Annotated in this window: 9 protein-coding genes; 3 read left to right on the forward strand and 6 right to left on the reverse strand. The window is 36.6% G+C overall.

Features of this window, described 5'->3' with window-relative positions:
- Window positions 1–37 precede the first annotated feature (37 nt).
- The 6 genes from ABXZ36_RS09170 to ABXZ36_RS09195 form a co-directional block, all read right to left on the reverse strand.
- Window positions 38–1252 carry a serine hydrolase domain-containing protein gene (locus tag ABXZ36_RS09170; protein ID WP_354615209.1) on the reverse strand — a complete coding sequence of 405 codons (1215 nt, stop codon included), beginning with the start codon at window positions 1250–1252 and terminating at the stop codon, window positions 38–40.
- A 1112-nt stretch (window positions 1253–2364) separates the two neighbouring features.
- Entirely contained in the window at window positions 2365–4764 is a 2400-nt protein-coding gene (locus ABXZ36_RS09175) for an ABC transporter permease (RefSeq protein WP_354615210.1), read from the reverse strand.
- Window positions 4765–4788: 24 nt separating this feature from the next.
- Window positions 4789–7224, reverse strand: coding sequence for an ABC transporter permease (locus ABXZ36_RS09180; protein WP_354615211.1), 2436 nt, complete (start codon window positions 7222–7224; stop codon window positions 4789–4791).
- A 36-nt stretch (window positions 7225–7260) separates the two neighbouring features.
- A complete protein-coding gene (locus tag ABXZ36_RS09185; RefSeq protein WP_354615212.1) occupies window positions 7261–7956 on the reverse strand; it encodes an ABC transporter ATP-binding protein in 696 nt (231 codons plus the stop codon).
- Window positions 7957–8024: 68 nt separating this feature from the next.
- Complete coding sequence (locus ABXZ36_RS09190) at window positions 8025–9275, reverse strand: efflux RND transporter periplasmic adaptor subunit (RefSeq protein WP_354615213.1); 1251 nt, start codon at window positions 9273–9275, stop codon at window positions 8025–8027.
- 199 nt (window positions 9276–9474) lie between these two features.
- Entirely contained in the window at window positions 9475–10821 is a 1347-nt protein-coding gene (locus tag ABXZ36_RS09195) for a TolC family protein (RefSeq protein WP_354615214.1), read from the reverse strand.
- Window positions 10822–11200: 379 nt separating this feature from the next.
- Between ABXZ36_RS09195 and ABXZ36_RS09200 the strand changes: the two genes are divergently transcribed.
- From ABXZ36_RS09200 to ABXZ36_RS09210, 3 genes are all read left to right on the forward strand, one after another.
- Window positions 11201–12565 (forward strand): sigma-54-dependent transcriptional regulator, encoded by a 1365-nt coding sequence (locus tag ABXZ36_RS09200; protein ID WP_354615215.1) that lies wholly within the window; start codon window positions 11201–11203, stop codon window positions 12563–12565.
- A 272-nt stretch (window positions 12566–12837) separates the two neighbouring features.
- Window positions 12838–14037 (forward strand): sensor histidine kinase, encoded by a 1200-nt coding sequence (locus ABXZ36_RS09205; RefSeq protein ID WP_354615216.1) that lies wholly within the window; start codon window positions 12838–12840, stop codon window positions 14035–14037.
- A 252-nt stretch (window positions 14038–14289) separates the two neighbouring features.
- Window positions 14290–14733, forward strand: coding sequence for a hypothetical protein (locus tag ABXZ36_RS09210; protein ID WP_354615217.1), 444 nt, complete (start codon window positions 14290–14292; stop codon window positions 14731–14733).
- Window positions 14734–15066: the final 333 nt, after the last annotated feature.

The raw sequence follows: 15066 nt of genomic DNA on the forward strand, positions 1-15066 counted from the left end.
TTCAACTTCGTCTCTTTCTCGGGTATTATATTCTGTTCTATTCGTTCATATGAGCTAATTTTCTGAATAATTCGATATGAACGAATGTTGAACTATATGGATTAGTACCATCATAATAATTTTCGTTTGCTGAATTTTTTACGATAATGGTATTTGTTGTTGGGTTGACATAGATATATTGATTAAAAATACCAATGGCCATAAATTCTCCTTCTGTCCCCTCTGGTATCCACCACTGATATCCATAACCAAAACCTTTGTCGGCAGAGTTTTCGCTCTGAGGCATTAAATGCTCCTCTGTAATAATGATAGATTTGTCAATCCAGTTTGCAGGTACAATTTGATTACCCTCCCAATTTCCTTTATTCAGATATAGTCTACCTAATTTAGCAAAATCTCTTAGAGCAGCATTTAGCCCTCCATTAGCTTGTTCCATTCCGTATTCATCGGCTAGCCAATACGCACCATATTCATTGCCAATAGTTTTCCAGATTTTTTCTTCCAAATAGTCTGTTAAGCTTTTACCTGTAGCTTTAACGATAATCATACCTAATACATGTGTATCTATACTTACATATTTATTGTAAGTACCTGGTGGTCTTTCATTTTCTAAAGTAGCGGCAAATTCGTCTTGAGACCCTCCAAACACAAAACCTTCCCAGTACCTATTAATATCTGAATTTGGGTCACTGTAATCCTCATTAAATTTAACACCTGAAGACATTTGTAAGATATCTTTAATTTTAACATTATCATATCCAGAGCCTTTAAATTCCGGTAAATATTCATCCACAGTTTGATCTATGTTTTTGATATAGCCTTCTTCAATTGCAATACCGAATAAAGCAGAAACATAGGATTTTGCCATTGACCAAGAAATATGTTTTGTATCTTCTTGCTGTCCTCTCCAGTAACTCTCATATTGAATGGTGTCATTTTGAATAAAAAGTAATCCTTGTGTGTAAGAAGAGTCAATATACTTTTTGGTATCAAATTCAGATTCCTTATAAACAAAATTTGATGGAAGTGTAATGTTCTTTATGCGAGGAAATACAAAGGGTTTACCAGCCTTATCAACCTTCTTAGTAGGAATATGCTCATCCATATTAATAAATGTATGTTCCAAATTATCTAAAGCCATTGCTTTCTTAAATAATATGGCCTTTCTAATCGTAGGAATGTAGATTATTGCTACGACTATTAAAATCAGCAATAAAATGATGGAGGGAATCTTGAGTTTTTTAAAATTCATACTTTTAAGTTTTATTCTTTTGCTAAATTCAATTTAACACTAACGTTCGGCTAAAGTGAACTAGTTAATTTTATTCCACTATTATTGGAAATAAACGCAACTAATGAATGTTATTTATTCAAATAACCAGCGGATATTTTTTAGCGATTTGGTTTTTTACTTTATAACTATTATTAGTTATATTTTTAAACATTTATTTCGAAGTTATAGATTATAATCTTATTACAGTTAAGGGAAACAAGAATTATGATAAGGTTTATATTTCGGAGCATTAATTTACCCATATCACAGCGAAATCTTCCGAGACTAAAGGAGGTTAAATCCATCTTGGTGCCGGGTGGTGGTTAGCCCTTCGCTTTCACCTTCACAAAGCAAAAAATAGCCTAACTAATTAAAATACAGTGGTTTTTAAATGCTTTATTGTGGTTGGTCGTTATGGTAAGAGGAGGATAAAACATTCACCAACCAAAACCCCATTAACTTAATTTATAACAAAAAAAAATGCACAAAAAGCTGATGGGTCATATTGCAAAATAATCTTGCTATTGGTGTCTTAGAATAAAAAATACAAAGGATTTAGAGAGGATCTGGAAACAAGCCTTTGATTACAAGACAAACCAAAATGGGTGTGTCCATATTATTACTTCGAATTTTGAGAAATTACGGTTTTAAATTAATGATGCTGCAGAATTTTTAGAGGTTAACCTATTGGGTTATCAGAACATGACTTTTCTTTACTGTATGTATGTTTTTTTGCTAAAAGATAACGTCCAAACCAATATCCCGCTTAAAATTAAAGAGGATTAAAAAAGATTTAATGTTCAATTTATCATTCGATTTTTTGTTTTTGAAAAGGGAAAGACAATGAATGACCTTTAGCAGAGCCTCTTTATGAATGATGCATTCTGCAAAATAAAGATTTATCAAATACACATAAGTTTGTTCCAAATGATATCAAAACTAATATTGACTATGGTCTGTGTGCAAATCAGAAAAGCTTCAATTGTAAATAACTCTAAAGGCTCTTTAGGTACTATTGGAGAATAACGCCCCGAAACGGCACGTGGTAAGGTGACCTCTCGACTGCGCTCGAGGGGACAGTATTATAGGATTTATTCCGTTCTCAAACTTTTCACCGGGTTGGCCCTCGCCGCTTTAATGGCTTGAAAGCTTACTGTTAAAACGGTCACCAACATAGCTCCTGCAATGGCCAAAACAAAAATCCACCATTTAAGAATAACACGATACGGGTATTCCTGAAGCCATCCGTTCATTACGAAATAGGCTATAGGAACTGCAATAAAACATGAGACTAGCACCAACTTTAAAAAGTCTTTAGATAGCATATTCCACACATTGAAAACCGAAGCGCCCAAAACTTTTCTAACGCCTATTTCTTTCGTACGCTGTTCTGCTACAAAGGAGGTTAAGCCAAACAGCCCCAAACAGCTAATTAGAATTGCCAAGGCCGTAAAAATCCCTGATAAGGTTCCTATTCTTTCTTCTGCTGCAAACTTTTTACCATATTCTTGATCTACAAAATCATATTGAAATGGAATATTGGGAAAATGCTCTTTGAACACCCGCTCTATTACCTTCAGGTTTTCTCCAGCACTTCGATTGGGGTTCAATCTCATATTGTAATAACTGGCATTATCATCTTTATCATAGGCATATACAGCTTGTTTGACTGGTTCATAGGGAGATTGTACTATCATGTCCTTCACAACACCTATTATTTTCAATGGCTCATTTGGATCCTCTTCATTACTATCTTTGAGATATTTGCCTACCGGATTTGCAAGACCCATATATTTTACTGCTGTCTCATTGATAAGAACTGCATTGGAATCGGTAGCGAATTCCCTGGAGAAATCGCGCCCTGCCATTATTTTTAGATTCAATGAACTTGCGAATTCGGGAGATACATTTGCCCAGGCAAAATCCTCTTGAAATCCCTCTGGTTTTCCTTCCCATGTATATCCGTTATAATTAGACCAAACTGCAGTTGTCGGTGCACTAGACGCAGACATTTGTGACACTGCTCCTGATCCAATAAACTCACTTCGCATCAATTCAAATTTTCCTATGAAATCCTGACTCATAACCGGAACTTGAATCAATCCCTGTTTATCATACCCCACAGGTCTGTTTTTTGCATAATTAATCTGCTGCATCACAATGACTGTACCTATTATAAAAGCCACAGAAACGGTAAATTGTAATACTACCAATATCTTTCTGGGCAATCCGGCATATTTTCCAACTTTAAAAGTTCCCTTTAAAACATCTACAGGTTTAAATGAAGACAGATATAAGGCAGGATAACTCCCTGCCATCAATGCTGTAATAAGAATAAATAGTAATGAAATAGCCCAAAAAGCAGGAAAGCTCCATGGAAAGGCAATCTCTTTTCTGGCTAAATCATTAAATCCGTTAATGGATAAAAGCACAAGTACAATAGCAAGGACATATGCAAACATTACTACGAGAAACGACTCACTTAAAAATTGATATATCAACTGTCCTCTTTGGGAACCAATAGACTTACGAATACCAACTTCCTTCCCTCTTTTTTCGGAACGTGCGGTACTTAGGTTCATAAAATTAATACAGGCCAAAAGCAATATAAAAACACCAATGATGCCAAATAACCATACGTATTTTATACGTCCGCCCACTTGCTTTCCATTTTCAAAATCACTTCTAAGGTGCCAGTCTTTCATGGGGAACAGAACGAGCTGTGGATTAAACTCTGCTGAATCTTCGTTAAGGGTTTTTTTTACATCCTTGATCTTGGCGTTAACCTGCTCCATATTGGCATTATCAGCAATTTGTACAAACATCTGATACGAATTGTTTCCCCAATTATCTTCAGCATTTCTAGCCCACTCATTTGCAGTAAGATATTGTTCCCATGGAATTATGAATTCTGTGTCATTGAAAGTGTTGTTAAACGGAATGTCTTTGTATACAGATGAAACCATTAGATTATATTGGCTATTAACCACAACTACTTTTCCAATTGGTTCTTCACTGCCAAAAAGCGTCTTAGCGGTTGATTCAGAAAGCATAATGGAATTTATCTCTCTCAGCCCATCTTTCTCGCCTTTAATAATTTCCAGATTAAATAGTTCCGGAGCGGCCTCCTGCATATAGTTCCCAGACCTAGATATGCTGGTTTCTTTATATTTAAGGTATCGATCGTTGGTCCAGGTGGCCATAATCAAATGCTTGAAATTATCACCATAACCTTCTCTTAGCGCCTTTTCCAAAGGTCGTGGGATGGCAGGCCCTGTTCCTGTCTCTCCATTAAAAGTCTGTGACTGGAATACCTGCGCAATCTTATCCTTACTTGTGAAATAGCTATTATGTGATAACTCGTCTTGCATCCAAAGCCCTATGATTAGCGTAACCGCCATGCCCAATGCCAGTCCGCCAATATTTATGGTGGAATAGGCCTTATTTTTTATAAGGTTTCTCCAAGCGATTTTTATATAGTTTTTAAACATGATTGATTGTTTTTTGATAGATGATTATTCTGTACGTAGACTTTTTATAGGATTGGCTATAGCTGCTTTAATACTCTGATAACTAACTGTTAATATTGAAATTGCAACAGCCAGGAATGCCGCCACCACAAAAACCCAAATACCGATTTCAATGCGGTAGGAAAAATCCTCGAGCCATTTATTCATGGCGAACCAGCCTAGCGGAAGCGAAACTAAAATTGCAACACCCACCAATTTTAAAAAATCTACCGAAAGTCTATAAGAAATCTGGCTTACACTTGCACCCATTACCTTTCTTATACCTATTTCCTTGGTACGCTTTTCCGCGTTAAATGCAGCTAAACCAAATAGCCCTAAGCAAGCAATTAATATAGACAATGCAGTAAAGATGAAAAAGATTCTGCCTAATCGTTGTTCTGACTGATAGGTGTCATTAAAGGCGTCTTCCATAAAATAATAATCAAAGGGTTGCCCTGGTGCTATTTGATTCCAAATCCCTTCGATACCTGCAATGGCATTTGAAAAATTTCCCGTTTCTAATTTAACCGCAAGTGCATATGCCCTGTCGCTTAAATGAAGACTCAAGGATTCTATTTCAGCCCTAAAAGGTGAAAAATGAAAGTCTCTGACAACACCAATAATTGTATAATACTTTGGGTTTTCGTCGCTAACATCGGGAGTATAGCGTTTCCCAATGGCCTCTTGTGGTGATACGCCAATTACGGATACCGCAGACTCATTCACAATAATACTGGTAGAATCATTCTTGAAATCACGATCAAAATCCCTGCCCGCAATTATTTCAAAATCCATTGTAGACACATAATCAAAATCAACTCCCCATCTTTGCATACTAAGGGCGTTTTCTTGGTCGGTAAGTCCTTCCTCCGGTGCAAAAGTACTATCTGATCTAGATGAGGGTGTGGGAAAGAAGCTGCTCAAGGTCGCATTTTTAACATAGCTCAGTTTTTTAACCTCTTCTTTAAAGGAAGTAGCTTTATTGTCAAGAGAAAATGCGTCGTTCACTATCAAGACTTGATCTTTGGAAAAGCCAAGGTCCTTATTTTGAATGAAATCCAGTTGTTGATATACAACCAACGTACTAATAATCAAAAATACTGAAATGGTAAATTGAAAAATAACCAATACGTTTCGAACATTACCGCCTCCAAGACTATTGCTGCTAGTCCCTTTAAGTACTTTTACAGGAATGAATTTTGACATAAAGAAAGCCGGATAACCTCCTGAAATGAGCCCAAGGACAATCCCAGATGCAAGTAGTGTTAGCCAAAAAAATGGATTTTCATAAGGCATTGAAATATCCTTATCTGCCAAATCATTAAATAATGGAAGCAGTATGATAGCCAATATAACAGCCAACACTAATGACGCCAAGGACACCAAGCCAGATTCTATCAAAAATTGTCTGATAAGCTCGCCTCTATTAGATCCTAAAGTCTTTCTAATACCTACCTCCTTGGCCCTCTTAAGAGAATGTGCAGTTGAAAGATTCATAAAATTAACACATGCCAAAACCAAAAGGAATATGGCAATAAAAGAAAGTATATAAATACTCTGGAGATCATTATTTCCGCTTATTTCGGCTACCCTGTCCGATCTTAAATGTATATCGGTCATGGGCATTGTACTATATATCAAATGATTTCCTGCAGCCTTAAATTGCTCTTCTGTAATTCCTGGCATAAACTGCTGAACACCAGGTATAACATACTTGCTCAAAAAACCTCTTAATGGTTGTTGTATATCCTCAATATTGGCCGATGGAATAAGTTTTATGTACGTCTGGTAATTATTACTTCCCCAATTCACAATCCTTGAATCCTCGTACCCAGACATGGCCATAAAAACTGTATGATCCCTTAGAAATGAATTTTTCGGAAAGTCATTTATTACCCCTGTAACCGTGTAAGAATTATCATTATCCAAAATCATAATTTGACCAACAGCGTCACTGGCATTGAAATGCTTTTCAGCAGCTGACTTAGTCAATATTAAGGTATTGGGTGATCTTAAAGCCGTTTTTATATCTCCAGCTAACAGGTTTAACCCAAACATTTTAAAGAAAGTTGAATCTACAAAAGTTGTTTGCAATTCTTTTATATTGGCTTCTGTATCTGCCTTACGAAGTAACATACTACCTTGCGTTCGAAACCGCATGGTTAGTTCTACTTCGGAAAAATCATTTTGAACAGCTTCAGACATAGGAGCTGGTGTCACAGCAAACTTTCGATCCTCTCCGCCAAATTTAATGTCAGCATGAACCCTATGTATGCGGTTAGCATCGGCGAACATTGTATCATAACTTAATTCATCATGGATGTATAATGAAATAAGTAAGCCTCCTGCGATTCCTATGGCAAGTCCGAAAGTATTTAGGAAAGAAATAAAAGGTTGTTTTTTTAAACTTCTCCAGGCTATTTTCAAATGATTTTTAAACATGATAGTTGAATATTGATTGCTGAATAAACTTCCTCTTTAAACTACGGCACCCATTGCCCTGTTTTGACTTTCTGTGACAATTTGACCATCAAATAAATTGACTATTCTATGTGCATAATGAGAATCTCTATCTGAGTGTGTTACCATAACAATAGTGGTTCCTTCTTGATTCAATTCAGTTAAAAGGTTCATTACTTCTATACCATTTTTTGAATCCAAATTCCCAGTAGGTTCATCGGCTAGAATCAATTTCGGGTTAGTGACTACAGCCCTTGATATGGCCACTCTTTGCTGCTGACCACCAGACAATTGCTGCGGGAAATGCTTAGAACGGTGCGCTATTTTCATTCGCTCAAGCACTTTCATTACCTTTTCTTTTCGTTCACTCTTACTCATTTTAAGGTAAATAAGTGGCAATTCCACGTTCTCATAGACTGTCAGCTCGTCAATTAAATTAAAACTCTGAAAAACAAAACCAAGATTACCTTTTCGCAATTGCGTGCGTTGACTCTCCTTTAGTCCGCCTACTTCATTGCCCGCGAAATTGTAACTCCCTTCAGTTGGATTATCGAGCATGCCGATAATGTTCAAAAGTGTAGATTTTCCACAGCCCGAAGGTCCCATGATTGCTACGAACTCTCCCTCGGCTACATTTAAGTTAACATTGTTCAGTGCCAAGGTTTCAACTTCCTCGGTTCTAAAACTTTTTTTCAGATTTTTAATTGTTATCATTTTTTGATTGAATTACTTATTAATATTATAGACATCATTGTATCTAAAATGTGTCAGTTTATATTCTTTTATTTTAAAACAATTTTTTCTGCTTCTCCAAAACTTGAATAGCTACTTGTTATCACTTCCTCTCCTTGCTCTAACCCATCGAGTATCTCATAATATCTTGAATTTTGTTTCCCAATTCGAATATCCCTTCTCAATGCCTCTCCACCTGATGGGTTCACTACAAAAATCCACTGGCCGCCCGTACTTTGAAAGAAGCTCCCTTTTGGTAATAGCAACGCATCGGAAGATTCTCCTAATTGCAATTTTAAATTATAGCTTTGACCGGCCCTGATATTCTCTGGTTTGCTTCCTGTAAATACCAGGTCAACTTTGAATCTTCCACTTCGAACTTCAGGGTAAACTTTTCGTAATCGTAATTCGTATTCCGCTCCATTTCGCTCAAAGGTTGCGTTTAAATCGCGCTTTACCCTATCAATATAGTGTTCGTCTATTTCGGCCTCAATTTTAAAATCTGTAAGAACATTGATTTGGCCAATTCTTTCCCCTTGACCAATATTCTGACCAATTTCAGCATCTAAGAATCCTAACTGCCCATCGGCCGGGGCGCGCACATTTAAATGGTCTAACCTTTCATAAACCATGCTTAATGTTTTTTGCATTCTGCTTAAGTCAGTATCCAAACCAGCTAAAGAGGTTATGCGAAGGGCATCATCTTGCTCTGTCTGTAGTTTTATAATATCATATTGCTTTTTAGATAACTCATAGCTCTCCTTAGACAATAGATACGTCTCTTTCGAAATTAACTCATCATCATATAATGCCTGGTTCTGATCGTAATTTCGTCTTAATCTTTGAAGGTCATACTCTGCAGTTGCCAAAGATCTTTTTCCTTCTACTTGACGAGAATCAAAAGTTAATTTAGTTGATCGTAGGTCATTTTGTTTTAATGCCAGATTACTCTCACTTGCCAATATTTGTTCATACAGCTTGCTATTTTCCAACTTCAGGATAATCTCCCCATTCTTTACAATTGCCCCTTCCTCAATTAATTTTTCATTGACTCTTCCTCCCTCATATGCGTCCATATATATGGTAGCTATTGGAGCCACGCTTCCGTTAATCGTTATATAATCGTCAAACTTGCCTTGAGTAACCTCACCAATAGAAAGTTTGTCTTTCTCTGTACGAAAGGTTGAAGCCGAAGTACCAACTAATAACTGATACCCTATAAAAAGTACTATTACACCAATGCCGATATAAGCATAGTGTTTTGGTCTTAATCCTTTTTTCTTTTCTAATTGTATGTCCATTTTAATCTTTTGTTTTTCTTTTAACTATTACTGGCGAAAACATCCCCCTAGCCTATTTCGACTGCGCTCAGTAAAGGCCTTCAAAGGGGAATGCCTTTATTTCAACCTTTTCTTAGTATTTAATTTTCACTTTTACTGCCTGCTGCCATTGCTTACTGTTTTTTGTCTTGACTATTGGCGCTATCATCCTGTTTCTTTCTTATTCTATGTTAAATACGGGAAGTCCTCTATAGAAATCCAATGTGCTTTTATTTATTTCCGATCGTAATCTTACCTGTAAATTTTCATTTTGCGCGCTGGCAAAAAGGTTTTTGGCAGTAAACAATTCCAATGCGTTGATGAGTCCTTTCTCATATCGTTTTTGTGCAATGGTAAAAGCTAGGTACTGTGCTTTGGTTTTTTGTGTGCTCTGTTCGTATTCTACCTGTAATGAGTTGTATTCCTGTACCAAGGTTTGTATCGCCTGAAATACGACTTGTTCCTGTATATCTAGATTATTCTGTGCACGCGAGTATTCGATTTTTTGTTGTTTGACACGAGATCTCGCTGACCATGCGTTGCTAATAGGAATGTTCAAACTGAGCCCTACATACTGGAATGTGTTATCGTTGAATTGGTCCCGAAACGGAACGGTAGCACCCAGAGTGTCTCGTGTGGTCTCAAAATAACCGGTGCCAATTCCCCCAAAAAGGGACAAGCTAGGGTAAAGCCCCCCGCGCTCAGCTGCCACTTGTTTTTTAGCCGCTTTTACCCGAAGTTCAGAAGCCTTTAAAATAGGAAGGAATTCTTTGGTCTCATTAAAAATGGAATCCGATTGCATGACCGTGCTTTCCGATTTATAGAGAGCGTCTGGCAATCCGTTTTGAATCTCAATATCGGTTGCACCTTCCAAATTCATCTCCTGGGCTAATTTCAATCTAGCCCCTACCAAGTTATTCCCACTCTGGGTCAGGTTCAGTTTATCTGTCAATAAAAGAGACTCCGCTTCGTACAGATCTGCTCCGGCTTTTAGCCCTAATTCAATCTGCTTTTTTACCAAATCATAATTGGACTGTGAAACGGCCAATTGTTCTTTAGATATAGCCGTTAATCCCTCAAAAAACTGAATATCGTAGAACGCCTGCATAACACGAAATGCCAAAAGGTACTTTTGATGCAAGGCTTCCTCCTGCGTCGCTTTGTTCAAAAATTTGGAGACTTTAATGGTATTTAGTTTTTGAAAACCTTGAAATAAATCAATCGAAGATTGCAGCGTATATCTATTGGAAAAGAAATCGGTAGTAACAACATCATTGGTAAAAGGATCTGTACTTCTACCAAAATTAATCACATAGTCCGTTGCCGCATTTACCCTTGGCAATAATTCGCGAATGGATTGACGATATGTTTCTTTACCTGATTGGGCGGTATACTTAAAATCATTGAGCTGTAAATTATGCTGAAGTGCAAACGTCACGCATTCATTCAAAGTCCATTTTTCTTGCCCAAAAAATGAAACGGTAACAAGGCAAAAGAAAACGGTCGCTATTTTTATTTTTAAATTCATATTGATATTGATGTACTAAACAGTATACTACTCTTATGCCAAAAATTCAAAATGCTCATTATCAGATATTTAAGTAATTAATAAAAGTATCGCTATAAAAAAGTGTAAAATTCTTGTACAGACATTGTCAAAATATTGGACACTTTCTAAAAAAAACCAACTTCTTATTGTAGTTTTGAAATCGTTGTATTTAAATTATTCAACACTGGCTGTACCAAAAATCAGGAAGCACTAAAGCTTACGAATTGGAAATTAGTGAAATTAAAACTAAGCCCTAATATGGAAGTGATATCTTATCAAAGACGAATTGGCATAGGGCTTGTTTTTATAAGTAAAAGGTGCACATTCCAATAATGATAGGCACATATTACATTTAAAGATGATCGACGCAAAAATACTTGTCATTGACGACAACAAAAGTGTACTGAGTGCGCTTGAAATTCTATTGCAGTTTGAGTATAAGAGTGTACAATCAATTTCGAACCCGAATCAGATCTCGTCTTTTCCCAACTTTGATGAAATCGATATTATTCTTCTAGACATGAATTTTTCTGCTGGTGTGAATACCGGAAATGAAGGACTTTATTGGCTGAGTGAAATACGAAAAAAAGCCCCCCATATCTCTGTTATCATGATGACGGCCTATGGTGCCATAGATCTTGCTGTTAAAGCGTTGAAAGAAGGTGCAATGGATTTTATTCTTAAGCCTTGGAACAACGAGCGACTATTGACCACGATAAAATCGGCCTATGATCTGCGAAAATCGCAAAAAGAAGTACAACAACTAAAGCAAAAGGAAAGTAATCTAAAGCAGGTCATTAACCAAAACAAAGATTACATAATAGGCAATTCCAAAGCTTTAAAAAACTTGCTAAGCCTTGTTCAAAAAGTTGCGAAAACCGATGTGAATGTTTTGGTAACAGGGGAAAACGGAACTGGTAAAGAACTTATCGCTCGTGAGCTTCATAAATCTTCCGCTAGGAGCCAAGAGGTCTTTATTTCGGTTGATATGGGATCCATCTCGGAAAACCTTTTTGAGAGTGAACTTTTCGGACATACCAAAGGATCTTTTACAGATGCAAAGGAAGACCGTGCAGGTAAGTTCGAAGCCGCAAACGGGGGTACGCTTTTTCTGGATGAAATTGGAAACCTATCCCTTCAGACTCAAGCGAAGTTATTATCAGCAATTCAAAATAGGGTCATTGTGAGAGTCGGTTCGAATAAGCCCATCCCGGTAGATATTAGACTTATTTGCGCCACAAATAGCAATTTGGAAAAAATGGTTTCCGACGGACTTTTCAGGGAAGATCTCCTGTACCGTATAAACACCATTCATGTAGAATTACCATCATTAAGGGAGCGAGATGGTGATGTGCTGCTATTGGCGGATTTTTATCTGAACAAATTCATGAACAAATACGGGAAGCCTGAGTTACGAATCAATCAACAAGCACAAGAGAAATTAGCAACTTACCCTTGGCCCGGAAACGTCAGGGAATTGCTCCATACCATAGAACGAGCGGTAATTCTCTCCGAAGAAAATATATTGAAACCATCCGATTTCCTTTTAGAAGTCAAATCGGGAATTTCACTTGATTCAGGACCGGATACGCTCGAAGAAATGGAGTTATTGATGATCAACAACGCCCTAATTCAGCACAATGGCAATTATAGTGCTGCAGCGGACCAATTGGGTATATCGCGACAAACGCTTTATAATAAATTAAAAAAAACAGGGAGGTAGTCAGTTGATAGTCGTTATAAATGTAAAAAATAGTGAAGGTTGACATTTATTCGGTTATGGATAATCCTTGATTAAAAATTTAAATCAGATACATTTGAAGATGAATTTGAACTTTAACACGTAAAATGGTCAGCAGAAACATTTATTTTCAACTAGTCATACGGGTCATCTTTCTGACGATTACCGCTGCGATAGCTTCATATTGCTATTTTGATAATCGCTATATAATCTGCGCATTATTAATTCTCTTATTAATTGTCCAGACCGCGAGTTTGATTTCGTTCGTCAATCAGACCAATCGAAAAATCGCCTATTTCTTCGATGCTATTAAAAATGAAGACTTCACATTACGATTTCCTGAAAAATTAAGTGTGAAATCCTTGGAAGAATTGAACCATAGCTTGAACATGCTGAACTCAATGATCCAAGATATCCATTTAAAAAAGCAGGCACAGGAACAATATTACCAGGAAATATTGAGGCAAGCTGATATCGGTATTTTTACCATCAATCAGAAAGGGCATATTCTTTACGCAAACCCCACGGTACAGAATCTTTTGAACTACCACCCTTTAAATCATGTCAAGCAGCTAAATCAGGTAGATAAAAAGCTATATCAATTATTTGAAGCATTGGAACCCTTCGAAAATACTATTTATCAGCTGGCCAACGAACGTGGAAAAAGAGAGTTAAGTTTGAAATGTACAACAATCAACATTGAGGAAGAACGGTTGCTTTTGGTGGTAGTAAACGACATTCATAAGGAGCTCGATGAAAAGGAAACTAATTCATGGGTAAAACTGATTCGCGTGCTTACACATGAGATTATGAATACGATTACACCGATAACTTCAATTTCGGAATCCATTCTGAAATACTTCATATCCCCTGACGGGAAATCTCCCATGAAACTAAATGAGAACCATGTTTCAAGTACCATTAAGGGTTTACAAGTCATCAAAGAACAAGGAGGCGATCTGATGCAGTTCGTGCAATCTTATCGAAGCTTTTTGAGTTTGCCCAAACCGGATAAAGCGATTGTTTCCGCGCAACACCTTCTTGACAAGGTTAAAGTATTGATGAATCAAGAAAACAAGAACGAACATATTGATTTTAAAGTAGTCGCAGTACCAACAGATTTAGAACTGTTTATAGATGAAAAACAGATTTCGCAAATTCTGATCAATCTGACCAAAAATGCACTTCAAGCTATTGGCAATGTTGAGAATGGAAGCATAACAATCCTCGCCCAAGCCACACATGATGGGAAAAAACACATCACGGTTTCCGACAACGGGCCGGGAATACCTGAGGATCTAATCGATGAAATATTCGTCCCTTTTTTCACAACAAAAGATACGGGAACAGGTATTGGCTTAAGCCTCTCAAAACAGATTATGCATTTGCATGGTGGCACGATGAAGGTACGGTCAGTTCCTTTTAAGGAGACCACATTAATATTAAGCTTTTAGTTTTTATTTAGGCGCAAAGAACATTTCTTTTATCCTTATTATTTTTCTGAAGATTTTAAAAAACCTAAGTGATTCTTTAAATTAGGTTTAAAACAAATATTCACAATTTGTTAAGGACCTTTTGCGGAGAATCTTAATTCCAGACGTAATATTCTTATGTATTAAATATTCTTATCAATTTGATAAGAATATTTAATACAAGCTATTCCCATTTTTTCCGTTTTAAGAAAATAAAATTTAAATAAAAAATTTATGAAAAATGTAAGATTTTTAAAAAATGCTATGCTTTTAATGACAGTTATTTCAATGGTTAGCTGTAACAAAGATGATGACGCGTTCGCCAATATAACTGTAAATGGTACTTTGCTAGTTGGAGACCGTTCAGATTTTAACGGAGATATTGATGCAAGTTTTACAGGTAGCGGCGGTTCTGCCTCTCGTTCCTTTAGCTGGAATAACAACCTTAATACAGCAGACTATAATGCAGACATAACTGCTAATGCTCAAGGTACATTTCGAATTATTGTTGAGGATTCCGAAGGAGCTACGGTCCTTGACCGTACCATTGACGGAGGTACTGAGCCTGATACTATAGGTGGGGTTACAACATCAGGAACTTCGGGTATATGGACCGTAAATATTCAGGTTACTGACTTTAATGGTGACGGTAGTTTCTCCCTAAGCGAAGGAAATTAATTAAAGTAAACGATTTATATTTAACCCTGTCAAGACTCTTGACAGGGTTTTTTATTTTATTTAATATTAAAAAATGTAAAGCGGTAATTAAAATAAACGCCACACAACACAATCTATAAACAATGAGGGCAGCCGGCTTATTCGCAGGATTTGTGTATTTTTATGAAGACCGCAAAATCTTTTGGATTTTGCTTTTTAGAGTGACAAAGAAAAAAAGAAAACCAAAAGATTTCGCTATGTGAGTGCCGAAAGCAAACGCTAGTTCGCTCCCGTACTGTTCATAGGTACTGTGTTAAAAAACAAGTTTTTTCTTTAAAATATTAGGAAACAAAT

Origin of the sequence: Sediminicola arcticus (genome assembly GCF_040566695.1) — a bacterium.
GTDB classification, from domain to species: Bacteria; Bacteroidota; Bacteroidia; order Flavobacteriales; family Flavobacteriaceae; genus Sediminicola; species Sediminicola arcticus.